General features: G+C 72.0%; 10 protein-coding genes. 4 read left to right on the top strand and 6 right to left on the bottom strand.

The genetic code is table 11. The features are described 5' to 3' along the window. The first annotated feature begins 61 nt into the window (after positions 1-61). Positions 62-1,564 carry a threonine/serine exporter family protein gene (locus RC2_RS01390; protein WP_174552290.1) on the top strand — a complete coding sequence of 501 codons (1,503 nt, stop codon included), beginning with the start codon at positions 62-64 and terminating at the stop codon, positions 1,562-1,564. Between the two features lie 4 nt (positions 1,565-1,568). On the opposite strand, the gene RC2_RS01385 is transcribed toward RC2_RS01390, so the two are convergent. From RC2_RS01385 to RC2_RS01370, 4 genes are read right to left on the bottom strand one after another with little or no spacing between them, the layout of a single operon-like run. Further along, a complete protein-coding gene (locus RC2_RS01385) occupies positions 1,569-1,814 on the bottom strand; it encodes an MbtH family protein (RefSeq protein WP_068103290.1) in 246 nt (81 codons plus the stop codon). Then, on the bottom strand, positions 1,811-3,178 hold the full coding sequence (locus RC2_RS01380) for a lysine N(6)-hydroxylase/L-ornithine N(5)-oxygenase family protein (protein WP_068151769.1): 1,368 nt from the start codon (positions 3,176-3,178) through the stop codon (positions 1,811-1,813). The genes RC2_RS01385 and RC2_RS01380 overlap by 4 nt, the downstream gene beginning before the upstream one ends. Before the next feature lie 60 nt (positions 3,179-3,238). Then, positions 3,239-19,396, bottom strand: a complete 16,158-nt coding sequence (locus RC2_RS01375; RefSeq protein ID WP_068151766.1) for a non-ribosomal peptide synthetase — start codon at positions 19,394-19,396, stop codon at positions 3,239-3,241. Positions 19,397-19,436: 40 nt separating this feature from the next. Further along, positions 19,437-20,267: an alpha/beta fold hydrolase gene (locus RC2_RS01370; protein ID WP_068151755.1), complete on the bottom strand. Its 831-nt coding sequence runs from the start codon at positions 20,265-20,267 to the stop codon at positions 19,437-19,439. 254 nt (positions 20,268-20,521) lie between these two features. On the opposite strand from RC2_RS01370, the gene RC2_RS18810 reads away from it, so the two are divergent. The 3 genes from RC2_RS18810 to RC2_RS01360 all read left to right on the top strand — a co-directional run bounded on the left by RC2_RS18810 (position 20,522) and on the right by RC2_RS01360 (position 23,031). Then, positions 20,522-20,692, top strand: coding sequence for a hypothetical protein (locus tag RC2_RS18810; protein WP_169818408.1), 171 nt, complete (start codon positions 20,522-20,524; stop codon positions 20,690-20,692). An 84-nt stretch (positions 20,693-20,776) separates the two neighbouring features. After that, a complete protein-coding gene (locus RC2_RS01365) occupies positions 20,777-22,255 on the top strand; it encodes an alpha,alpha-trehalose-phosphate synthase (UDP-forming) (protein ID WP_068151753.1) in 1,479 nt (492 codons plus the stop codon). Beyond that, the gene (locus RC2_RS01360; RefSeq protein ID WP_068151750.1) at positions 22,255-23,031 is read left to right on the top strand and encodes an FAD-binding oxidoreductase; all 777 of its coding nucleotides are present in this window, start codon (positions 22,255-22,257) and stop codon (positions 23,029-23,031) included. The genes RC2_RS01365 and RC2_RS01360 overlap by 1 nt, the downstream gene beginning before the upstream one ends. A gap of 19 nt (positions 23,032-23,050) precedes the next feature. Here the strand turns inward: RC2_RS01360 and RC2_RS01355 are convergent, their stop codons facing one another. Together RC2_RS01355 and dnaJ are read right to left on the bottom strand one after the other, a co-directional pair. Continuing rightward, complete coding sequence (locus RC2_RS01355) at positions 23,051-23,500, bottom strand: heat shock protein transcriptional repressor HspR (protein WP_068151747.1); 450 nt, start codon at positions 23,498-23,500, stop codon at positions 23,051-23,053. 50 nt (positions 23,501-23,550) lie between these two features. Further along, positions 23,551-24,723: a molecular chaperone DnaJ gene (gene dnaJ, locus RC2_RS01350; RefSeq protein WP_068151745.1), complete on the bottom strand. Its 1,173-nt coding sequence runs from the start codon at positions 24,721-24,723 to the stop codon at positions 23,551-23,553. Positions 24,724-24,768: the final 45 nt, after the last annotated feature.

Here is a 24,768-nt window from a genome sequence, read left to right as displayed (position 1 = left end):
GAGAGCACCCACCGCGATCACTCCCGCACCCCTTCGACGGCAGAAGAGAGGCATGACGTTCCTGCAGGGCCTGACGTCGACACTGCGCCGGATGACCGGCGAACGACGGGCCATCGTCGACACCCCCGCGGGCGCTCCGAGCCCGCTCCAGCCGATCGATCTCACGGACGACGCGTCCGTGACGGAAGTGCTCGATCTCGCCGTGCGCGTCGGCGAGGTGACCCTCGCGGCGGGCACCGGCGCCATCGACACCGCGGCCCAGGTGCAGTTCGTCGCCGCGACGTACGGCCTGAACCGATGCGACGTGGACGTCACGTACAACTCGATCACCATCAGCGCCTACCGCGGCCCGACGCTCCCGCCGGCGAGCACCATGCGCATCGTCCACTACCGATCGATGGACTTCACGCGCCTGGCGGCCGTCGACGGCCTGGCGCGCAGGATCCGCCTGCAGGTGCCGACACCGTCGGCCGCCCTGACGGAACTCGACGAGATCATCACCGCCCCCCACCCCTACAACCGGTGGATCGCGACGCTCGCCTGGTCGGGCATGGCGGCGGCGATCTCGGTGCTGCTCGGCGGTGGGGTCCTGGTGGCCGTGGTCAGCTTCCTCACCACGATGGTGATCGACCGGGTCGGCCGGGTGCTCAACCGCGCCGGGCTTCCGTTCTTCTTCCAACAGGTGGTGGGCGGGTTCATCGCCTCGGCGCCGGCGATCACCCTGTACTCGTATCAGGCCGAGCTGGGCATCTCGATCTCGCCGTCGCAGATCATCGCGGCCGGGGTGACCGTGCTGCTCTCGGGTCTGTCGCTGGTGGGCTCGGTGCAGGACGCGATCACCGGCGCCCCCATCACCGCTGCGGCCCGGTTCTTCGAACTCCTCATGATGACCGGCGGCATCATCGCGGGCGTGGCGACGACGCTCCGGCTCGCCGCCCTGCTCGGCGCGGAACTGCCCGTCCTGAGCAACGTCGCTCCCCCCGACATCACCGAGGTGCCGACGAAGGTGCTCGCCGGTGCGGCGGCGTCGGCGTTCTATGCCCTGGCCTGCTACGCCGAACGACGCAGTCTGACGGCCGCATTCTTCGGCGGGTTCGCCGGTGCACTGTTCTTCCTCATCGCGCAGCAGGTGGGGTTCGGCCCCGTCCTGTCGAGCGCCATCGCCGCGACCGTCGTCGGGTTCGTCGGCGGTCTTCTCGCCCGTCGAGCACTGATTCCGCCCCTGATCGTGGCCGTCGCGGGCATCACGCCGCTGCTGCCCGGTCTGTCGGTCTACCGGGGACTCTTCGCCCTGCTCGGCGACCAGACGCTTCTCGGCATGAGCGCGCTGCTGGCCGCGCTGGGCACGGGCGGCGCGCTGGCGGGTGGGGTCACCCTGGGGGAATGGGGAGCGCGGACGTTGCGTCGGCCCCGAATCGTGAACCGGGCGGGCTCGCTGCGTCGCCCCTCACGGAAGACGATGCGTCCGGACGCTCGACGACTCAAGCGTCCGGACGCAGTGCGCTCGTTGCTGCCCATCCGTAACCGGAAGCCCATGGACGGCCGGTGGGACGGAGAGCGCTGACGGATCAGCTGGAGGGGTTCTCCGCGCGCTGACGCGCGTCCTCCTCCATGGCCTCACGCAGGCTGCGGGGGCGCATGTCGGTCCAGTTCTGCTCGACGTACTCGAGGCACGCCTTGCGGCTCTCCTCACCGAACACGACGCGCCAGCCCTGCGGCACCTCGGCGAACGTCGGCCACAGCGAATGCTGGTCCTCGTCGTTGACCAGAACGTAGAAGCGTCCGTCTTCGTCGTCGAACGGGTTGGTGCTCATCGTGCCTCGCTCACTGCAAAAGTCGGCGCCGGGCGATCCCGACGATCTGCGGTCCGGTCGACCCTAGCAAGCGCGTCCGACCCACCACGTCGGGCGAGGACGGAGTGGAGAATTTCACCGGAACGCACCGCGACGTTGGAGAGCAGCGACGAGGTGATGCCGTGCGTCGACTCCGTGCCGCCCTGGAGGTACACGGCGGTCCGGCCGTCGTCGGCAGCGCCGACACCGTCGTCACCGTCGGTCCCGGCGCCAGCGGACACGAGGCGGTAGTCCCGCGTGACGACGCGCGGCGCGTCGTCGTCGGGAGCCAGCTCGCCGAGCAGAGGGCGCAGCGGCGCCGGTCGGAAGCCGGTGGCGAGCACCAGGGCGTCGCAGACGAGGGTGTCGGCGATGCCGTCGATGCCGTCGCGCACGGTGACCTCGATGCCGTCGGCGGTCTCGACGGCGGCGTCGATCGTGGACGCGCGGCGCATGAACAGCCGCCGGTGGCCGCTCACCCGCTCGGCGTACTCGGTGCGGTAGAGCTCCTCGATGAGCTCGAGGTCCACCACCGAGTAGTTGGTGCTGCGATGCAGGGCGAGCAGTCGGGCGCGCTCGTCCGCCGGCGCGCGGTGCAGCTCGTCGACCGCCTCGGGATCGAAGATGCGGTTGGCGTAGGGGCTGTCGTCGGCCGGACTGTATCCGTAGCGGGAGAAGATGCTGTGCACCTCCGCGTGCGGGTGGTGCGCGTGGAGGTACTGCACCACCTCGGCCGCGGACTGCCCGGCGCCGAGCACCGCGAACCGACCGTGGGTCGGTCGGGGCAACTCGGCCATCCGGCCGAGGAAGTCGTGATTGTGGAAGCACCGCGCCGAGAGCCGTGCCCACTCGGGCACCCGCTGCTGCAGCCCGGCTCCGACCGCGACGTTGCGGGTGTGAAGGACCCGGCCGTCGTCGCACTGCACCACCAGCTCGTCGCCGACCCGACGGACCGCGGTGACCGAGGTGCCGTAGCGGACGTCGGCGTCCACGCGGTCCGCCGCCCACGACAGGTAATCGTGGAACTCGAGCCGGGTGGGGAAGAACGTCTGGTGGTTGACGAAGTCCACCAGCCGACCGCGTGCGAACAGGTACTGGAAGAAGGTGTACTCGCTGCTCGGGTTGCGGAACGTCGCGAGGTCCTTCGGGAAGGCGATCTGCATGGTCGCTCCCTCGAGCAGCATGCCGGGATGCCATCCGAAGGCGTCCTGCCGCTCGACGAAGGCGGCGCGCACTTCCTCGCCGGGGGCGCACGACCGGTTGTGTTCCTCGATCGCGATGGCCAGCGCGAGGTTGGCCGGGCCGAAGCCGATACCGACCACGTCCAATGTGTCGTCACCCGTCATGTGTCCACCCCTTCGGCCGCAATTGCACCCGGCGAGCTTAGCGTAGCCTTGCCTTTCCTACTAGGGCCTGCGCGCCTCCCCCAGTCGAGCGGTGAGCAGATCCACGAACCGACCGACCGCCTTGCTGTCCGTTCCGCCCGGAACGACCAGCTGGACGAACAAGGCTGCACCCGTGGGTGGTTCGTGCACGCTCAGGGTCAGATCCGCCTCGGGGCGGCCCACCGGGATCGGCAGCACCGAGACGCCCCCCAGATCCGCGACGCGGTGATGCACCAGCGCCAACGCCGGCCGCCGGAGGTCCGGCCGGCAGGCCGCGTCCACGATGTCCCGGTACGACGGCCCCGGGCGATCGAGCGCGTCGATCGTCGCGTCGCGAACCGCACGGGTGACCTCGGCCAGATCGCCGATCGCGCTCACCCGCAGGGGAACCCGGTCCGCGAACCCGCCCACCATCGCGTGGGTGCGGGCATCGTCACGGCCTGCCACCAGCGTCGCGACGGTGACGTCCTCGCCGCCGCCCGCGTCGGCCACCGCGAGTGCGAACGCCGCGTGCATCACCGAGGCCAGTCCCGTGCCTGCGGTGGCGGCGAGCCGGTCGAGCGAGGCACGCAGGTCCGCGTCGACGTCGACGAGGACCGCGTCGGTTCCGTTCTCGCCGAACGTGATCGGCAGAGTCGCCGGCGGCGCGTCCGCGAGACGCTCACGCCAGTAGCGCGTGGCGTCGTCCGCAGCAGCGCGACGGTCCACCGCCCACCGCGCGACGTCGGAGTACGTCAGCGGCAGGTCCGCCTCGCTCCCCGCGAGCAGCTCGGTCAGCAACGGGACCACCGACCATTCGTCCACCGCGGCGTAGTGCATGACCAGTAGCAGGGCGCGACGGTCCCCGTCGTCGAGCAGGACCGCGCGCAGCCCGGGCCGCGTCGTCAGATCGAGCGACTCCTGCGCGATCTCGAACGCGCGTCGGCCGAGATCACCACCGTCGGCGGAGACGTCGACCCGCTCCAGGATCACCGGGTCCGCCGGCGTCACCGACGCCGCGTCGGGTGCGATCACCGACCGCAGCGGCTCGTGACGTGCGGCGACGGCGGACAGCGCCGCGGCCAGGTCGTCCCCGCTCCGGTCGCCGACGTCGACCAGCAGCGCATGGTGCGCGGGTGCCGCCGAGAGGTCCTGCGGCAGTGCCGCTTCCTGCATCGGTGCGAGCGGGACGACGGCCGGTCGATCCGCCCGCGGGGTCAGCGTCGGCGCCGTCGACACCGACCGTCCCGTGAGCCGTTCCGCCAGCGCCGCGGCGGTGGGCGCGTCGAACACGTCGCGCACGGTCACCTCGACACCGAGACGCGACCGGAGGGCCGACACCCACCCCATGGCCGCCATGGAATGTCCGCCGACGTCGAAGAAGTCGTCGTCGATGCCGAGGGTCGCACCATCCGGCCCGTTCGCGAGCCCCAGCACCTCCGCCGCGGCCGCGAGCACCACGCGCTCGGTCTCCGTCCGCGGCGGTCGGCCCCCCAGCAGACCGACGAGATCAGGCTCCGGGAGGGCCGCACGGTCGAGCTTGCCGTTGGGAGTCAACGGCAACGATCCCGGCAGCACCATCACGACGCTCGGCACCATGTAGTCCGGTAACGCGGTCGCCGCGTGGGCACGCACGTCCTCGCCGAGCAGCCCGTCCACACCCGTGACGTAACCGACCAACCGGGTGGCGGGGCCGTCGCCCACGGCGATCACGGCCGTCTGGTCGACGCCGTCCGCGGACGCCAGTGCCGCCATCACCTCACCGGGCTCGATGCGGAAGCCACGGACCTTCAGCTGATCGTCGGCGCGGCCGAGGAAGTCGAGCGATCCGTCCGTGCGCCAGCGGGCGCGGTCCCCCGTGCGGTACATCCGACCGCCCCCGTGCGGATCGGCGACGAATCGGTGCGCCGTGAGATCCGGGCGTCCGAGATAGCCGCGCGCGAGTCCCCGTCCGGCGATGTACAACTCGCCGGCCACCCCGATGGGCACGGGGCGCAGCCGCGCATCGAGCACGTAGGCCTGCTCGTTGGGATCCGGGACGCCGATCGGCACGGCTGAGGTCCAGCCCGGACGCGCCTGCCACAGCGTGTTGTTCACGGTCGCCTCGGTGAGCCCGTACGCCGCGAGGAGATTCAGTCGCTCCGACCAGGCCGAGATGACCGCCGGCGGCACGGTTTCCGTCCCGACGAGCACCGTGCAGCCCTCGGGCAGCAGGCAGTCCGGCGGCAGCGCCGCCATGAGCGACGGCGGCAGGATCGCGTGCGTCACCGCGTGGCGGGTGCAGAAGTCCGTCAGCTCCGGACCCGCGACCCGCGCGTCGTCCGGCACCACGACCAGCCGGGAGCCCGTGCACAGTGCCATGGCCAGTTCGAAGACGGCCACGTCGAACCCGATGGACGCGAACTGCAGCACCACCGACCCCGTCGTCAACCGCATCCGGTCCTCCGCCGTCGCCACCAAGGACGAGATGCCTTCGTGCGGAACGACGACGCCCTTGGGCCGACCCGTGGACCCCGAGGTGTAGATGACGTACGCCGCCGAGTCCTGTGCGGCCGGGCCGGGCGGATCACCCGCCGAATCCTGTTCCGGCAGAGCATCGATCGTCAGATGTGGCACACCGCCGGGCATCGACCCCGACGCCTGCTCGGTGGTGAGCAGCAGCGCGGCCCCGGAGTCGGCCAGCATGAACTCCAGCCGATCCACGGGGTGCCGGCCGTCGAGCGGCAGATACGCCGCCCCGACGGCGAGGACGGCGAGGGTGGCGACGACGGCGCCCACCGACCGCGGCACGCCGATGCCCACGATGTCCTCGTCGCCGATGCCCCGGTCGCGCAGCTGCGCGGCGAGCTCGACGACACGCTCGTGCAGAGCGGCGTAGGTGACGGTCTCGTGCTCGTCCGCCACGGCCACCGCGTCGGGCGTCGCCCGCACCCACCGACGGTAGGACGCGTAGAGGGTCTCCTCCGGCACGTGCCGCGCGGTGTCGTTGAACTCGGTCACCACCCGGTGCCGCTCCCCCGGCAGGAACAGGTCGAGATCGTCGACCCGCCTCTCCGGCGTCCGCGCCAGCGCGGCGAGCACGAGAAGGAAGCGATCCGCGAGCGTCCGGGCCGTCGACGCGTCGTACAGGTCGGTGGCGTATTCCAGTTGGAGCGTGAGCCGTTCGCCCGCGGTGTCCTCGGTGGCGTTGAACACCACGTCGAACTTCGCGGGCGTCTCGGGCAGCCGGTCGGTGTCGACGAGCGGACCGGTGTGATGGCTGACCATGACCTGGAACAGCGGGTGCCGCGCCGTGCTGCGTTCGGGTGCCAGGTGGGCCACCACCTCGTCGAACGGCACGTCGGCATGGGCGAACGCCGCCAGATCGGCGTCCCGCACGGTGCGGAGGGTATTGGCGAGGGACGCCGACCCGGTCACCTCGGTCCGCAGCGCCAGGGTGTTGACGAAGAACCCGACGAGGTCGGCCGTCGCCTCCTCGTCGCGGCCGGCCACCGGCGCACCGAGCACCACGTCCGACGACCCCGTCACCGCGCGCATCAGGACGGCCGCCGCGGCGTGCAACGCCATGAAGACGCTCGCCTCCGTCGATCGCGCCACGGCACGCAGGCCGCGCACCACCGCCGGCTCGACGTCGACCTGCACGACCGCGCCGTCGTGGCTCGGCCGCGGCGGCCGGGGCCGATCGGGGGGAATCTCCGGATCGGGGGCGCCCGCCAGCGTGTCGCGCCAGAACCGCAGTTGGCGGGCAGCGAGGGACCGCTCGTCGCGGGCGTCGCCGAGCAGCTCGGCGTGCCACAGGGTGTAGTCGGCATAGTGCACCGGCAGCGGCGTCAGCGGTGACGGATCACCGGCCAGTCGGGCGGTGTAGGCCGCGAGCAGATCGGTCAGGAACGGGCGGTCCGACCACTCGTCCGTGGTGATGTGGTGCAGGACCACCACCAGGACCGTGCCGCCCCCCGTGTGAATTACTTTGGCGCGCAACGGGATGTCACGACGAAGATCGAACGGAGTGCGGAGCGCTTCGGCGACGGCTGCGGAGACGTCCGATGCCGTGATCGCCTCGACCACGTCGACGGCGGGTCGAACACCGGTGAGGATGCGCTGCACCGGCAGACCGTCGACCTCGTCGAACACCGTCCGCATCGCCTCGTGTCGGTCGACCACGTCGGCGAGCGCCACGGACAGCGCCTCGACGTCCACCACCCCGTCCAGCGGGATCACCAGCGGGAAGTGGTAGGCCGTCGAGCGGGGATCGAGGGTGTGCGCCAACCACAGCCGACGCTGCGCGGCCGACATCGGGATGTGCTCGGGCCGCTCACGCGGCGCGAGGACGGGCCGCGCCGACCCGGATCGGGCCTCCGCGACGGCGGCGAGCCGGGCCACGGTGGGGGCGTCGAACAGGTCGCGCACCGCCAGCTCGCACCCGAGTGCCGTCCGTGCACGGCCGATCACCCGGGTGGCGAGCAGCGAATGGCCGCCGCGCGCGAAGAAGTCGTCCGTCACCCCGATCGGCACGCCGAGGACGTCCGAGACGATGTCGACCAGGACGCGCTCGGTCTCGGTGCGCGGCAGGGTGATCGGCGCCGTGTCGTCCTCCGGCGTCGGCAGTGCCGTGACGTCGAGCTTGCCGTTCACCGTCATGGGGAACTCGTCGGTCCGAACGACGGTGGGCACCAGGTACTCCGGCAGGGCGCGGGCACAGGCGTCGCGGACGTCCACCGTCTCGGGAGCATCGACGTAGGCGATCAGCCGGGCCAGGCCGCCCGGACCGGTACCGACGACGACAGCGCTGCGCCGCACGCCGGGCACGGCCGCGACGGCCGACGCCACCTCGCCGATCTCCACCCGGTGGCCACGGATCTTCACCTGGTCGTCGGTGCGGCCGAGATAGTCCAGCAGTCCGGACCCGTCGGTGCGCCGACGGACGAGATCACCCGTGCGGTAGCGCCGCGTTCCGTTCGGCCCGGCGACGAACCGGTCCGCCGTGAGCGCGGGACGGTGGGCGTAGCCGCGGGCGAGACCCGCTCCGGCGACGTACAACTCGCCCGCCACTCCGTCCGGTACCGGCCGCAGCCACCCGTCGAGAATCACGGCGTCGGTGGCGCGAATCGGCAGGCCCACCGTGGGGGTCGCACTGTCCGCGGTCCCCCCGCCGAGGGTGTTGATCGTGTACTCGGTGGGTCCGTAGAGGTTGTAGCCGAGCACGCCGTCCGCAGCCCGCAGGGCCGACCAGACGTCGTCGCCGACGGCTTCACCGCCGAGAAGGACCAGCGCGGGCCGGTACCCGTCCAGCAGTCCCCGCTCGAGCAGGATCGAGGCGTAGGTCGGCGTGACGTTGACGACGTCGATGCCGTGGCGATCGCCGTACGCCACCAGGGCATCCGCATCGCGGCGCAGTGTCTCGTCCGCGACGTGCACCTCGTGCCCCTCGACGAGCCAGAGCAGCTCCTCCCACGACATGTCGAAGGCGAACGACACGGTGTGTGCGATGCGCAGGGTCCGCCCGCCCGCCGCCTCGATCACCGGGTCGAAGATCTCGCGTCGGTGGTTCAGCTGCATGTTGGTCAGCCCGCGATACGGCGTCACCACGCCCTTCGGACGGCCCGTCGACCCGGACGTGTAGATGACGTACGCCGGATGCTCCAGCCGACCCGGTCGACCCGGCGCGAACGCGGTGCCGTCGGCGACGCCCTCACCGTCCGCATGCCGGTCCGCCGCCGACAACAGCGGTTCCGCGGCCCAGTCGAGCGGCAGAACCCCGGGTCGACCGGCGAAGCGCGACACGGCGCTCGGCCCGACGATCAGGCACCGCGGGTCGGCGTCGTCCAGTACGGCGTCCAACCGCGCGTCCGGATGGTCGAGCTCGAGCGGCAGGTAGGCCGCGCCGGTGCGCAACACCGCGAACAGCGCCACCACGGTGTCGACACTGCGCGGAACCGCCAGTGCCACCACCTGTTCCGGACCCACTCCGCGATCTTCGAGCACGCGGGCGAGCGCCTCGATCCGCGCCACGAGCTCGCGGTAGGTCAGGGAGACGCTCCCCGAGACCAGTGCGACGGCATCGGGGCGACGCTGCGCCGTCTCCACGAGCATCTCGGTGACGGTGACGTCCGGGACCGAGTCGTCCACGCGCACGGGCGGTGTCGGGTCGGCGAGCACACCGACGACCGGGCGCTCCGCCCCACCCGCCACGCTGCGCAGCACCGCGACGACGTCGTCGGCCACACGCTGGGCCCGGACGTCGTCGACCATCTCCGGCCGGTGCTCGACGGTGACGGCCAGGGTGGACCCGGGCGTCACCACGACGGTGACGGGGTAGGTGGTGTGGTCGATGCTGTCGCCGCCCCGCACTCCACTGCCGCCCAGCGAGGTTCCCTCGTCGCCGTCGGTGAAGTTCTGGACGACGCAGAGGGTGTCGAACAGCGTCCGATGCCCCGTGGCCGCGCCGATCTCCGCCAGCCCGAGGTGGTCGTGATCGGCCAGCGCCCACCGCTGGTCCTGCACGGTCCTCGCGAGGGCGATCAGCGTCTGCGCCGGGTCGAGCGTCACCCGCGCCGGAACCGTGGCGAGGAACATGCCCGGCGCCGTGTCGAGGCCGGGCACCTCGGTCGGTCGACCGGCGACGGTGATGCCGAACGTGACGTCGTCACGTCCGGTGCTGCGCGAGAGTGCCAGTGCCAGCGCGGCGGTCACCACCGCGTTGAGCGTGACGCCGTGCGTGCGCAGCGCGTCGCGCAGCGTCGTCGTCTCGTGACGATCGAACTCGACGCGGTGACGACGCGGAAGGTCCGGTCCCGCCACGGTTCCCGGCCGGGCGAGCAGAGTGGGCTCGTCGAGCCCCGCCACCGCCCGGGCCCACGCCGCGCGGGCGGCGTCCCTGTCACGATCGGCCAGCCACCCCAGGTAGCGCGTGAACGCGGTGTCCGGGGTGGTCGGGACGGCCGCGGGATCGGCGTACCGAGCGAGCAACTCGGCGACCACGAGTCCGTTGGACCAGCCGTCCCACACCAGGAACTGCCGGTTGACGGCCAGGGCGTCGGTGCCGTCGGGTCGGCGCACCAGCAGCAGACGCCACAGCGGCGGTGCGGCGAGATCGAACGGGGTACCTCGGTCGGCGGCCAGCGCGGCGGCCACCTCGTCGCCGGATGTCGCCTCCACCACCGTGATCGGGACGGTCACCGCGTCGGGGGCGGCCACCACCTGCGCGGGCGCACCCGAGGGCAGGGGGACGAAGGCCGTCCGCAGCGTCGGGTGGCGGCGCACCAGACCGTCGGCTGCGCTGCGCAGACGATCCGGATCGACTCGATGGTCGAACTCGAGGACGAACTGGGCGGTGTAGACGTCCTGTCCGGACGCCGTGAGGGCTTCGAAGTACAGCCCCTCCTGCAGCGGCGTCAGCGGCCAGACCGTCTCCACCCCGTTCGGGACGACGTCCGCGGCGGCGGCCAGGTCGTCGTCGGTGAGGTCGATCAGCGGCGCGTCGCTCCGGGTGAGGACGGGCGTGGACGACTCGGCGGCCGTGGCGAGATCGCGAAGCGCGCAAAGCCATCCGTCGACGATGGTGTCGACGTCCTCGCGCGAGAGGTGCGAGGCGGACCAGGCCAGGGAGGCCACGAGCACGGCGCCGTCGGCTCCCGGCTCGACCGCGGTGTTGACGACGAGCCGGTACGGCCCGCCGAGGTCGGCGTCGGGCCCGGTGCGCAGGGCGTCCTGTTCCGGCGCCGGCTCGAACGGACCGGAGCCGGGCGCGGGAACCCGACCGAGGTGGTTCACCAGAACCTGCGACCGCTCACCGGCCGCGAGAATGCCTGCGGTGCGGGCATTCCCGTAGCGCAGCATGCCGTAGCCGATGCCGCCGTCGGGGGCCGCGCGCAGCCGATCCTTCACGTCCGCCAGCGTGGCCACGACATCGGTGTGGTGCGCGGTCCGGACCGGGGCGATCGACGTGAACCAGCCGGTGGTGCGGGACAGGTCGCCCAGCGCGTCGTGACGTCCGTGGCGCTCGAGGTCCATCAGCACGTCGTGATCCGCACCCCAGCGGGACAGTGCCACACGCAGGGCGGCGACGATCACGTCCGTCGCGTCGCCCCGGACGAGGTCCGCGACGGGGCCCAGGGCGGCGGACGTGAGATCCGCCGGGACGCGCACGCGCAGCGTGTCGCCGTGCGCAACGGTCGCGTCGGCGGCATCGCCGGACACGAGCGCGGCGCCCGGTGCGGTCACCGTCCGCCAGTACGACAGCTCGGCCAGTCGCTGTGCGCTGTGCGCGTCCTCGTCGACGCGCCGAGAGAACTCACGGAGCGACGTGCGGACCGGCGCCAGGGCGGGAGTGTCCCCGGATTCGACCGCCACCCAGGCGACGGCGAGGTCCTCGACGAGGATCGACCACGAGACCCCGTCGACGACGAGATGGTGGGCGACCAGAAGAAGTCGGCCGGGATCGTCGCCGCGGTCGAACCACACGACCGACAGGACGGTTCCGCCGTCCGGGTCGAGAGCGTCGGTGGCGCGGTCGGATTCGCGTGCGACGAGGTCGCGCAGCGCCGCGTCGCCGAGACCCCGTGCGTCGACCCGACGGAGCGACGGCACACCGTCCGCGCGGATCTCGGTGGTCCAGACGCCCGGGGCGTGCCGATCCCGGCGCAGGCGCAGGCTGTCGTGGTGGCGCACCAGCGCGTCGATCACGGCCGCGACGGTGGCCTCGGCGGTGGGTGGAACCACCAGCAGCGCGGCCTGACAGAACCGGTCGGTGGTACCCGACCACTCCGAGAGTCGGTGCACCACGGGCAGACTGCGTACCGTGCCCACCGCGCTGTCGGCGGCGGGCGCCGGACCGGCGGTAGGGCCGTCGCCGATCGCCGCCGCGAGCGCGCGCGGTGTCCGCAGGTCGAAGATCTGCCGCGGCGACAGCTCCAGGCCGGCCGCGCGGGCGAGGTTGACCACGCGGATCGCGAGGATGCTGTCTCCGCCGCGGGCGAAGAAGTCGTCGTCCGGTCCGACGGTCTCGCCGAGCACGGTGCCGAGGTGCGACTGGAGCGCGGCGGTCACGTCGTCCGCCGACGGATTCGCCGTCGGCGGGCTCCCCGCGTCGCGCGTCGCGGCGAGCAGCGCGGCCCGGTCCAGCTTGCCCGACGGCCCGGTGGGCAGGGCGTCGAGCACGGTGATCGACGACGGGATCATGTGCTCGGGCAACCGTTCTCGGACGAAGGCCCGGACGGACGCGTCGTCGACGGGCCCGACCACGAAGGACACGATCTGCGCGGTGCCGCGGTCGGTGCGCACCACGGTCGCGGCACGCTCGACCGCGGGATGCTCACGCAGGACCGCGTCGATCTCCGCGAGTTCGATCCGGAACCCGCGAACCTTCACCTGATCGTCGGCACGGCCGAGATACTCGAGCCCGGTCCGCTCGGACCAACGCACCACGTCCCCGGTGCGGTATCGCCGCTGCCCGTGCGGTGCGGCGACGAAGCGGGTCGCGGTCAGTGCCGGACGCCGCAGATATCCCCGGGCCAGCTGCGGCCCCGAGAGGTACAGCTCGCCCGGCATACCCGGTGCGACCTGGCCGAGCCACCCGTCGAGGACGCGGGCCTCGACGCCGGCCATCGGGAGGCCGAGGGGGACGGTGTCGGCCGCGGTGCCCTGGACCCCCTGCGCGGCCGTCACGTCCACGGCGGCTTCGGTGGGTCCGTAGAGATTGTCGAGTCGCACGTGCGGGAGAAGCTCGGCGACCCGACGCGCCGACGCGGCGGGCAGGGCCTCACCGCTGCAGGTGATCACGCGCAGCGAGGTGCAGGAGGCGACCTCGGGATCGGTGAGGAAGGCGTCGAGCATGGACGGGACGAAGTGCACCCAGGTCACCTGGTGCGCTCGGATGGTCGCCACCAGGTGGGCGGTGTCGCGGTGCCCGTCGGGGTCCGCGAGCACCAACGCGGCACCGGAGATCAGGGGGCCGAAGAACTCGCTCACCGAGACGTCGAAGCTGGACGGCGTCTTCTGCAGGACCACCTCGCCGGGACCGAGCGGCGAGTGCTCGCGCATCCACTCGAGGCGAGGCACCACGCTGCCGTGGGTGACCACCACGCCCTTCGGCCGACCCGTCGATCCGGAGGTGTAGAGCACGTACGCGGGATCGGCGGCGCGGGGGCGCACCAGCGGCCGCGGGTCCTGCTCGGGCAGTGGCCCGTCCACCATCACGGCGGGTTGCGCGTCGTCGATCATGTATCGGAGACGGTCGGCCGGGTAGCCGGGGTCGAGCGGCAGGTAGGCGGCGCCGGACTTCAGCACGGCGACCAGGGCCACCACCAGGTCGATCGAGCGGGGAAGGGCCACGGCCACCAGCGATCCTGGACCGGCACCTCGGTCCGCGAGGGCCGTGGCGACCCGGTCGGTCCGCGCCTGCAGCTCGGCGTACGTGAGGCGCGTGTCGCCGTGGACGAGCGCCGTCGCGGTGGGTGTCGCGGCGGCCTGACGGTCCAGCAGGTCGACGACGGTCGCGCTGCCGAGTCGGCCCGCGGCGCCGAGGACGGCCGGTGCGGGCGTCACGCCGGCGGTCGTGACCGGCGTGTGGGCGGGTGCCGTGGCGACGGCCAGCAGCATCTCCACCATCGCGGCGACGCTCTCCTCGGCGACGGCGCTGCGGTGGAACTTCAGGTCGACGGTCAGCCGATCACCGGGGATCACGATGAGCGTCAACGGGTATGCCGGGTTCTCGTCGACGCGGACGCCGGTGATCCGGAGTTCACCTGCCCCGGAGGACGACGCAGAAGACGACGCAGAGGACGCCGCCACCAGGTCGCCGATCGGGTAGTTCTCGACGACGACGAGCGTCTCGAACAGCGACGCCACACCGGCGATCCGCCGCAGCTCGGGCAGGCCCACGTGGTGATGATCGAGCAGGTCGGCCTGATCGCGCTGCCACCGCCGCGCCACGTCCCCGATGGTGTCGGCGATATCGGCAAGGCCGCCGGTGTCGAGCCGGACGCGGGTGGGGACGGTGTCGATGAACAGTCCCACCATGGCGTCGAGTCCGGGCACCGGCGCCGTGCGACCCGACACGGTGGACCCCACGGTGACGTCGCGACGCCCGGTCACGCGGCCGAGGACCACGCCCCACGCCGCGTGCAGCAACGCCCCCACCGTGACTCCGGCGTCGCGTGCGGTGCGCAGCACGGCGGCGGTCGTCTCGGGATCGACCTCCACGCGGTGCGATCCGGTGCCGGTGCCCGCTGCTCCGTGGCTCGGCACCGGCACGTCGTCGCGAACGCCGTCCAGCGCCTCCCGCCACCGCTGCAGGGACGCCTCCCGGTCCCGAGTGGCGAGGTGGCGCAGCCACTCTCGCGGTGAGGCGGGCGCCGGGAGCGGCGCCGAGTCGCCGTAGGAGGCGAGCAGCTCGCGCAGCATGACGGGGATGGACCATCCGTCCGCGACGAGGTGGTGGATCGACTGCACCAGCGCGGCGCCGGATTCCGTCGGAACCAGGGTGTAGCGAAGGAGCGGGGCGTGGTCGAGCGCGAGCCCCTGCCGACGATGCGCCGCCAGTACGTCGTCCACCGGCCGCGACTGCACGTCGAACGGCACCCCGACGCCGGTGTGGACCACCGCCACGATCCGACCGTTCGACACCGGGCGGAACGAGGTCCGCAGTGCCGCATGCCGATCCACCACCCGCTGGACGGCCGCGCGAAGCAGATCCGGGTCCACCGTGCCCCCGAGGTCGATCACTTGCTGCACCACGTAGGGATCGTCGTCGGCGAACGCGGAATGGAAGTGGATGCCGTCCTGAACGGCGGTGGTCGGCACCACGTCCTCCACGTCATCGGGCAGGCCGGCGACGTCGTCGTCCGTCAACTCGACCAACGGGAAGTCGGTCGGGGTGCGCCGCACCTCGGGTCCGGCGGCCGCGAGCCGGGCGAGAGCGTCGGTCCAGCCGTCGACGAAGGACGCGACGTCGTCGTCGGTCAGGACGGCCGGGGACCACCGCACGGTGGTCTCGAGACGCGGGCCCGACGGACCGTCCCCTGCGAGGACGTCGAGGATCAGGGCGTGTGCGGCGGGTGCGGCAGGGTCGTCCGCTCCGTGGAACGTCACCGATCCGGCTCCGCCGAGCCGACCCAGGTAGTTGACGAGGATGCGCGGCGCGGGCGCCGCGACGAGGACGGGGTCGGATCGAAGCTCCTGCAGCACACCGTGACCGAGGGTCGAGGCGGGCGCGCGGCGAAGCTCGTCGCGGACGGCCAGCAGCGTCTCCGCAGGATCGTCGGGTCGGTCCGTGGGCAGCGGTACGGGCCGGACCGAGGTGAACCACCCGACGGTCCGGGTGAGGTCGATCCCGGCGGTGCCGACGACGTCCTCCTCGCGGCCGTGTCCCTCCACCTCGACCACCGTGCGCTCGCCGTCGAATGCGGACCAGGACGCCAGCGTGAGGGCCAGCGCGGCGAGGACGACGTCGGTCGGTCCGGCGCCGTAGGTGGACGGAACGTCCTGCAGCACCGCCTCGGTGACCGATGCGGGGGTGACGACGGTCCGCCGCCGCAGGTCGCCGGCGAGCCCCGGGTCGGCGTCGGTGGGCAGCGACCCGCGGGGCGTTCGCGCGACCCCGTGCCAGTACGGCAGTTCCGCCTCGACCCCGCCGGCCGCGGCGTACTCGGTCAGCGCCTCGGCCCACCGGCGGACGGACGTGCTCGACGGCGGTACGTCGCCACCGGACAGGGCTGTTGCCAGGTCGCCCAACAGGATTCGCCAGGACACCCCGTCGACCACGAGGTGGTGCGCGGCCAGGACGGCGGTGTCGTCCGACAGTGCCACGGCCACCGCGCCGCCGGACCGACGGTGGTCCAGGCGTGACACGACCCCGTCGACGGACGCCGCCGCCTCGTGCACCACGTCGATCCGCGGCGCCGCCTCGGGCACGTGAAGCGCCCCGTCGTGCCACGACGCCCAGAGCGCCGGGTGCCGATCGACGACGGCCTGCACGGCGTCCCGCAGGCTGTCCGCATCCGTGCCCGCGGGCACGGGCACACACGCCGTCTGGTGGAACCGCGGCCGAATCGCCCCGTGCCGCAGCGCCCGAGCGACGACGGGGGTGAGGGGAACGACCCCCGTGGGCTCGTCCGCCACGGGGGCGACCTCGTCCGGCGCGGCCGCCGCGAGCGCTTCCGGTGTCCGGAGCGAGAAGACGTCGCGCGGACCGATCGCGATCCCCCGCGCGCGGGCCTTCGCCACCACGGTGAGCGCGACGATGCTGTCGCCGCCCAGGGCGAAGAAGTCGTCGGTGACCCCGACCTCGGGCAGACCCAGGGCCTCGGCCACCACGGCGCACAGTTCGCGTTCGCGGTCGGTGCGCGGGGCCACGGTGCCGGTGACGGTCTGTTCCGGATCGGGCAGTGCGCGTCGATGCACCTTGCCGTTCACGGTGAGCGGCAGCGCATCCAGCACGGTGACGGTGCTCGGCACCATGTAGTCCGGCAGGACCGTCGCGGCGTGATCCAGGACGTCCGCGGCGTGCAGGACCGCGCCGGAGTCGGGCACCACGTACGCGGCGAGGAACGCCGAGCCCGCGGGTGTGCGCCGAACGTCGACCACCACGCGGCGGACCCCCGGTGTGCCGGAGAGTGCCGCCTCGACCTCCTCGAGTTCGAGGCGCATGCCGCGGATCTTCACCTGGTTGTCGGCCCGGCCGAGGAAGTCGAGTGTGCCGTCCGCCGTCCACCGCGCGAGGTCGCCGGTGCGGTAGAGGCGCGCGCCGGACTCGTCGGGCCCCGCGAACGGGTCGGCGACGAAGCGCGACGCCGTGATTCCCGGCGCTCCGACGTAGCCGCGCCCCAACAGGAATCCGGCCGCGTACAGCTCGCCCGTCACTCCGATCGGGGTCGGCGCGAGCGACGAATCGAGGACGTAGAGGCGGGTGTTCGGGTTCGGTCGGCCGATGCTCGTCGCGATGCGCGGGGCGTCGCCGGTGTAGACGACGTGCGAGACACCGATGGTCGCCTCGGCGGGCCCGTACCCGTGGTACAGCGTCGTCGACAGGCGAGAACGGAAGCGCGCGAACAGCTCCGGGGTGAGTACTTCGCCGCCGCACCACACGTGCTTCAGCCCGGCCAGCGCCGGCCGGTCGGGATCGTCGAGTGCGAGCAGCGCGTCGAGCATCGACGACACGAGGTAGACGAACGTGACTCCGCGGCGACGGATCACGTCGAGCAGGTAGAGCCCGTCCCGTTCGCCGCCGGGCTCCGCGATCACCAGCCGTCCCCCCGTCAGGAGGGGCAGCAGGATCTCGTTGATCGAGATGTCGAATGCCAACGGCGCCTTGAAGAGCGAGGCGTCCCCCGGGCCGAAGCCGAGGATGTGATCGCGCTGCCAGGCGATGCGCGCGCAGATGGCCTCGTGCCGGATCACCGCGCCCTTGGGGGTACCGGTACTGCCGGAGGTGAAGATCACGTAGGCGGCCCGGGCGCCGTCGATCGTGACGTCGGGGACCGCGGTCGGTTGCTCGGAGTATGCCCAGTCGTCCAGCGCAACAGGATGGTCGGTACCGCCGAGGACGATGGAGGTGCGGCAGTCCGCCAGCACGCGGGCCCGCCGCTCGGCCGGCCACTCCGGGTCCACCGGGACGAACGCGCCGCCCGCGGCGGTGACGGCCAGCAGGGCGACCACCATCTCGATCGACCGCGGCATCGACACCGCGACGATCTCCTCCGGCGCCAGGCCGTCGTCGAGAAGGCGGTGCGCCAGCTGGTTCACCCGGTCCGCGAGCTGCCGGTAGGTCAGCGTCCGGTCCCCCAGCTCGACCGCGACGTCGTCGGGCGCCGAGGCGACGCGACGCGCGAACATCGCGGGAATCGTCTCGCGCGTCACGGGCTCGGCGGTGTCCACGAAGTCGACGAGGATCCGTCGTCGGTCGTCGTCGCCGAGCAGGGTCAGCGACGACAGCGGCCGCGTCGGGTCGTCGAGCAGCTGGTCCAGCACCACGCGGAACCGGTCGCGGTGCCCGCGCATCGCCTCGAGCGCCCCCGGACGGCAGCGCAGATCGAACGTCACGGGCTCGCCGTCGAGGCCGCCCGTCACGGTCGTGTCGAGGTCACGGACGGGTCCGGTGTCCATGCTGTGCATGCGGGCGGGCACCCCGCCGATGTCCACGCCGTGCGGCAGCATCAGCACGTTCAGCCCCGGCCCGACCACCCGACGCTCCGGCTCGATCTCCCGCACGGCACGCACGACGTCCTCGCCGCGGAAGCGCCCGTGACGCACGGTGCCGATGGTGGCGTGCTCGAAGGCGCGGGCGACGTCCACGAGCGTCATCGACGGGTCCAGGCGCAGGCGCAGCGGCAGGATCGTCGACGCCATGAACGGCGTGCTGCGCTGTCGTCGCCCGACCCGGCCGGTGGCGGGCAAAGACACGGTGAGGTCGTACGACCCGGTGGCCACGGCCAGATAGGCGAGCCACAGGGACGGGATCACCCGCGTCCGGCGCAGGTTCACCCGAGCGGCGAGGTCGTGCAGGCGTGCGGCGTCCGCCGTCGACACCTCGACGCGCTCGGTGACCGCGCGGCCGACGTCGGGGACGTCGGGCAGCAGGATTGGTGGTTCCGCCGCACCGATCAACTGGGTGGTCCAGAACGCCTTGTCGACGGCGAAGGCCGGGGAGGATCGGTAGTCGCGGTCGGACTCGACCAGCGGGCCGAGCGCCCAGGCGTCGGCCGCCGTCCGGCGGGTGGGATCGACGTAGCGGGCGCGGACCTCGTTGAAGATCAGGGACATCCCGAAGCCGTCGACGATCCCGTGGTGATAGCGCTGGTGCCAGAACAGGTGGTCGTCGGCGAGGACCAGGAGAGCGGTGCGGAACAGCGGTCCCGCGCCGGTGACGTCGGCGCTCGCCACGTCGTCGGCGATCCAGGCGTGCGCCGCGGCCACGGGGTCGTCGTCACCGGACAGGTCGACGACGTCGACGTCCCAGTCCCGGAGGTCCGGCCGCTGGACCGCGTGCTCGCCGGAGAAGTCGACACGGACGTGGAGGGCCTCGGCGTCCATGAGGGTGGTGCGGACCGCGTCGCGCACGCGCGCGAGGTCCACCACGCCGGTGACCTCCACCAGCAGGGTGATGACGAAGTCTCGTCGATCGCCGAGGAGGTGCTGCGCCGTCCAGACCTCGGACTGGGCAGCGGTGAGCGGCAGCGTGTCGGTGTCGACGACCCGGAACATGAACGTAGGCTAACCTAAGCCGAGCCGTCGGTCGGCGGCACTACCCCCGGAGGAAGTCCAGGATTGCGCGGTTGAACTCGTCCGGCTTCTCCAGGTAGCCGTAGTGACCCGCGTCGGGGATCTCGACGTACGTCGCACCCGGAATCACGTCCGCCACCTCACGCGAGAGGTACGCCGGGATCATCCGGTCGTCGGCGAACCCGATCGACAGGCAGGGAACCGTGATGCGCGCGTAGTCCCGACGACGGTCGAACGTCTCGTCCATCGACAGCTGCGCCCGTTGCCCCGCCGTGAGCGGCTGGACCGAGAACTCGAAGAGGTCCAACCAGTCGCGCGCCGCCGACTCGTCGCGCAGCGACGCCGGCGACAGGTTCATCACGGCCGTCACCGCCGCGGCGTACTTCGGCGGCAATGCGATGCCGCTATCGGCCAGCTGCCGCTCACCCTCGCCCAGCACCTGCTGGAACGCGTCGAGACGCGCGTGCCCGGCGGAGAACACCGCGCGCGAGACCAGATCGGGCCGGGCGAGCGCCAGCTCCTGCGCCACCCTCGCCCCCATGGACGTGCCCACCACGACGGCCTTCTCGCCGGCGTCGGTACGCACGTGCTCGATCAGACCGGCGGTGTCGGCCACGAGGTCGGAGATCTGCATCCCCTCGACGGACTCGTGGCTCGGAGCGATGCCGCGGTTGTCGAAGGTGCACACCCGGTACCCCGCGGCCACGATGGCGGGCACCTGGTGGAGCGCCCACACCCGCCCGGGACTGCCCGTCCCCATGACCATGACCACCAACGGGCCCGATCCCGTCACGGTGTGGTTCAGCGGAATCCCGTTGACGGTCACCACCTCGTTGACTGATGCAGGGGGCATCGGGGGTCCTTCCTCGTCCGTGGCGACTCGTGACGCCGTGGCAACCGGTGAAGCTGTGGCGATGCACGACGCTACCGGGCGGTCCGCCGCGTCCTCACCTCGTGTCGCCCCCTCGTGCTGCGCACGAGCACGGGATTTTTGCGAGCACCGGGCGAGTTCTCCTAGAGTGCGTGCGGACGTGTCGCCTCTCACGCGGCCCACCACCGAATGCACGTGAGACCACCACACCGCACCACACCCGGGAGAATCGCACCATGGCCGCCAGCACCCCCGACACCGACATCGTCGACGAGGACATCGAACCCGTCGCGGACGAGACCGCGAGCCAGGCGCAGCGCGTCGTCGCGGCCTACGCCACCGACGCCGACGAGTGCATCATGTTGCTCTCCATGCTCGGTATCGCGCCCGCCGCCAAGGCCGTCTGACCGGCGCGGGGTGATCCGGGCCCGTCGGGGTACACCGGGTCCGACAGCAGCACGCCGGGACACGAGGCACCACGAAGGACAGCAGTGACCGCAGAAGGTTCGGATTTCGTCGTCGTCGCCAACCGCTTGCCGGTCGATCTCGACACCGCACCGGACGGGTCCCGGCGGTGGAAGCGCAGCCCCGGCGGGCTGGTCACCGCGCTCGAGCCGATCCTGCGCAGCAACAACGGCGCGTGGGTCGGCTGGCCCGGGGTGCCCGACGTCGAGGTCGAGCCGTTCGAGGACGACGGCCTCGAACTGGTTCCCGTCCCGCTGTCCGAGCGCGAGGTCGCCGACTACTACGAGGGATTCTCCAACGCGACGCTCTGGCCGCTCTATCACGACGTGATCGTGCGGCCGGTGTACGACCGCACCTGGTGGGAGGCGTACGTCGAGGTCAATCGTCGCTTCGCCGAGGCCACCAGCACGGCCGCCGCCCAGAACGCCACCGTCTGGATCCAGGACTACCAGCTGCAGCTCGTGCCGAAGATGCTGCGCATGCTCCGCCCCGACCTCACCATCGGCTTCTTCCTGCACATCCCGTTCCCGCCGGTCGAGCTGTTCATGCAGATGCCGTGGCGCACCGAGATCGTCGAGGGACTGCTCGGCGCCGACCTCATCGGCTTCCACCTCCCCGGCGGCGCGCAGAACTTCCTCTATCTCTCCCGTCGCCTCGCCGGCCAACCGACCTCCCGCGGCAACATCGGCGTCCGGTCCAAGCTCGGCGTGGTCCAGGTGGGGTTCCGCACCGTCCGCGTCGGCGCCTTCCCCATCTCCATCGATTCCGGGGAGATGGACGAGAAGAGCAAGCGCAAGTCGATTCGCGACCGCGCCCGCGAGATCCGCACCGAACTGGGCGATCCGAAGGTCATCATGCTCGGCGTCGACCGCCTCGACTACACCAAGGGCATCGACGTCCGGCTGGGCGCGTTCCACGAACTGCTGCTCTCCGAGAAGGTCGATCCCGAGGACGTCGTCATGATCCAGGTGGCCACCCCCAGCCGTGAGCGGGTGGAGAGCTACCGGCACATGCGCGGGGAGATCGAGAGCAAGGTCGGCCGCATCAACGGCGAGTTCGGCCGCGTCGGACACCCCGTGGTGCACTATCTCCACCGGCCGATCCCTCGCGAGGAACTCATCGCCTACTACGTCGCCGCCGACGTGATGCTGGTGACGCCGATCCGGGACGGCATGAACCTGGTGGCCAAGGAGTACGTCGCCTGCCGCAGCGACCTCGGCGGAGCGCTGGTGCTGAGCGAGTTCACCGGCGCCGCAGCGGAACTGCGCCAGGCATACCAGTGCAACCCGCACGATCTGGACAACGTGGCCGACGCCATGATGGCCGCCATCGAGCAGGACGCGGAGGACGGCCGCCGGCACATGCGGGCGATGCGTCGGCAGGTCCTCGCGCACGACGTCGATCGGTGGGCCCGCTCGTTCCTCGCCGCTCTCGACCGCACCGGCGAGGACACCGCTCCGACCCAGCTGGTCTCCAATCGGGAGATCGGCCAGGCCACCGTCTGATGGTGTCCCCCGTCGACGTCCCGGGGGCGGCGACCGCGCAGGTGGTCCAGACCTACCGGCTCCGTGAGGATCTGGTGGTGGTCCGCCTCGTGGGGGACCTCGTCCCCTTCGAGCCGGGACAGTCGCTCGCCGTCACGGTGCCCGCTGCACCGCGCGGTGCCCGGCGGTACTCACCCGCGATGCCGCCGTCCCGCGACGGCAAGTACGAATTCCACGTGCGCGCCGTCCCCGGCGGTTGGGTCAGCGGCACCATCGTGGACGACACGCGCGAGGGCGACGTGTGGACTCTCGCCTCCCCCGCCGGCGACCTGCGGATCGACCCGTCCGACGACGACGTCGTGATGATCGCCGGGGGAACGGGATTGGCTCCGATGCTGGCGATCCTGCGGGACGTCGCGCGTCGCCGCACGCCGCCGCGGGTCCGTCTCTTCATGGGCGGCCGCTCGCCGCGCGACCTCTACGCCGCGGACATGGTGTGGCTCATGGCCCGCGAGTATCCCTGGCTGACGGTGCTTCCCGTGACCGAACGGCCCGCGGACCCGCCCCACCGGGATCCGTGGTTCGACGCCGCGGAGCAGAACCGCCTGCTGGCGATGCCCGACGCCACGTACGGCCCGGATCGCCTCCTCCCGGGCCGGGTGGGAGAAGCCGCCGCACGGCGGGGCCCCTACCTCGACCAACGGGTCCTGGTGTGCGGATCGCCCGCGATGGCGTCGTTCACGGTGCGGGCGCTGGAGACGACGGGAACCCCGCCGGAGAACATCCGACGGGGCTGAACGTTCACGCTGCTCGGTGTCACTGCTGCTTGCGTTGACGCGGCTGCCACACGACGAGCGCGTTGCTCCGTTGCACCGGAACGAGATCCCGACGCATGCCCGCGTGCAGTTGCGCCAACTCGGCCGCCATCTCGCTGATCCGTGACTGCAACGCCTCGACCTGATTGGTCAGCTCGATGATGCGCTTGATCCCGGCGAGGTTGACCCCCTCGTCCTGCGAGAGGCGCTGCACCTCGCGCAACAGCGCCACGTCACGCGGCGAGTATCGACGCCCGCCGCCGGTGGTGCGGTGCGGCGTCACCAGGCCGAGCCGGTCGTACGTACGCAGCGTCTGTGCGTGCATCCCGGCCAGTTCCGCGGCGACCGAGATGACGAAGATGCGGGCGTCGGGGTCAGCAGCCGCATCGGCCGGGTTGCCACCGGCGCGCACCCCCCGAGCAGCGCGGCTCTCGCTCGCGTCGTTCGCCATCACCCTCGCCCCTCTCGTCTCTCGGTACGCGCTCCGGGCCCTGCCCGCGGTCAGGCGCCGGGCCAGCCCGCACGGGGATCGAATCCGCCCGCCCGCTCGGCCTCGGCGTACTGCTCCAATGCTTCTCGGGCAGCATCGTCCAGGTCGGACGGCACCGCCACCTTCACCGTGACCAGCAGGTCACCGGTGGTCGTCTTCTTCGCGATCCCGCGACCCTTCACCCGGAAGGTCCGGCCGTCCGCGGTTCCGGGCGGCACCTTGAGCCCCACCCGAGCGTCGAGCGTCGGGACCGACAGGGTGGTGCCGAGCACCAACTCGCTGTAGGACACCGGGATCACCAATGTCAGATCGTCTCCGCTCCGACCGAACACGCGGTCCGGCGTCACGTGCACGGTGACCAGGAGATCGCCGGCCGCCGCGCCCCGGAGACCGGCCTCGCCGCGGCCGGCCACGCGAACCCGCTGGCCGTCCGCCACACCGGCCGGAACCCGCACCGTGACCGAGCGGGTGCGGTTCTGCACGCCGGTCCCCCGGCAGTCGCCACACGGGTCGTCGATGATCGAGCCGGTCCCGCGGCAGTCGTCGCACGGCTCACTGAAGCCGAATGCGCCCTGGTTGCGGCTGACGACACCGGATCCGTTGCACCGCGGGCAGACCCGCGGGCTGGTACCCGGTTTCGCTCCGCTGCCGTGGCACGTCGTGCACGACGACGGGCTGGTGATCGACAGCGGTACCGACGTGCCCGTCGCCGCATCGCGGAAACTCAGGGTGACGTCGGCGGTCAGATCGCTGCCCTTGCGGGGCCGCGACGCCGACGACGTACGCGTCTGGCCGCCGCGGTTGAACAGGCCGCCGAAGATGTCGCCGAGATCGGCTCCCCCGGCGCCGCCGCCGAACAGGTCACCGACGTCGAAACCGCCCGCCGATCCGCCGCCGAAGTTGGTCCCGCCGCCCGGCGAGAACCCGCCCCGGCCGAAACCGCCACTGGCGAACAGGGATCGGGCCTCGTCGTACTCCTTGCGCTTGGCCGGGTCCGACAGCACCGCGTTGGCCTCGCTGACGGCCTTGAACTTGGCCTCGGCGGTCGCGTTGCCCGGATTGGAATCCGGATGGTTGTCCCGCGCCAGCTTGCGGTACGCCTTCTTGATCTCGTCCTGCGACGCGGAGGAGGAGACGCCCAGCTCCTTGTAGAAGTCCTTCTCGATCCACTCCCGCTGGCTCACCGGTCGTCTCCTCCTCTCGTGTCGATCATGCGGCTCGTCGTGAAC

Source organism: Rhodococcoides corynebacterioides NBRC 14404 (assembly GCF_001894765.1).
In the GTDB taxonomy this organism is placed as follows: Bacteria; Actinomycetota; Actinomycetes; order Mycobacteriales; family Mycobacteriaceae; genus Rhodococcoides; species Rhodococcoides corynebacterioides.
Note: the sequence above shows the minus strand (reverse complement) of the source record. Positions and strands in the feature narration are given on the sequence as shown.

Coding starts and splice junctions, on each gene's coding strand:
- RC2_RS01370 (WP_068151755.1), bottom strand. CDS start 20,267: ATGCCCCCTGCATCAGTCAACGAGGTGGTGACCGTCAACGGGATTCCG.
- RC2_RS01375 (WP_068151766.1), bottom strand. CDS start 19,396: ATGTTCCGGGTCGTCGACACCGACACGCTGCCGCTCACCGCTGCCCAG.
- RC2_RS18810 (WP_169818408.1), top strand. CDS start 20,522: ATGGCCGCCAGCACCCCCGACACCGACATCGTCGACGAGGACATCGAA.
- RC2_RS01355 (WP_068151747.1), bottom strand. CDS start 23,500: ATGGCGAACGACGCGAGCGAGAGCCGCGCTGCTCGGGGGGTGCGCGCC.
- RC2_RS01380 (WP_068151769.1), bottom strand. CDS start 3,178: ATGACGGGTGACGACACATTGGACGTGGTCGGTATCGGCTTCGGCCCG.
- RC2_RS01360 (WP_068151750.1), top strand. CDS start 22,255: ATGGTGTCCCCCGTCGACGTCCCGGGGGCGGCGACCGCGCAGGTGGTC.
- RC2_RS01385 (WP_068103290.1), bottom strand. CDS start 1,814: ATGAGCACCAACCCGTTCGACGACGAAGACGGACGCTTCTACGTTCTG.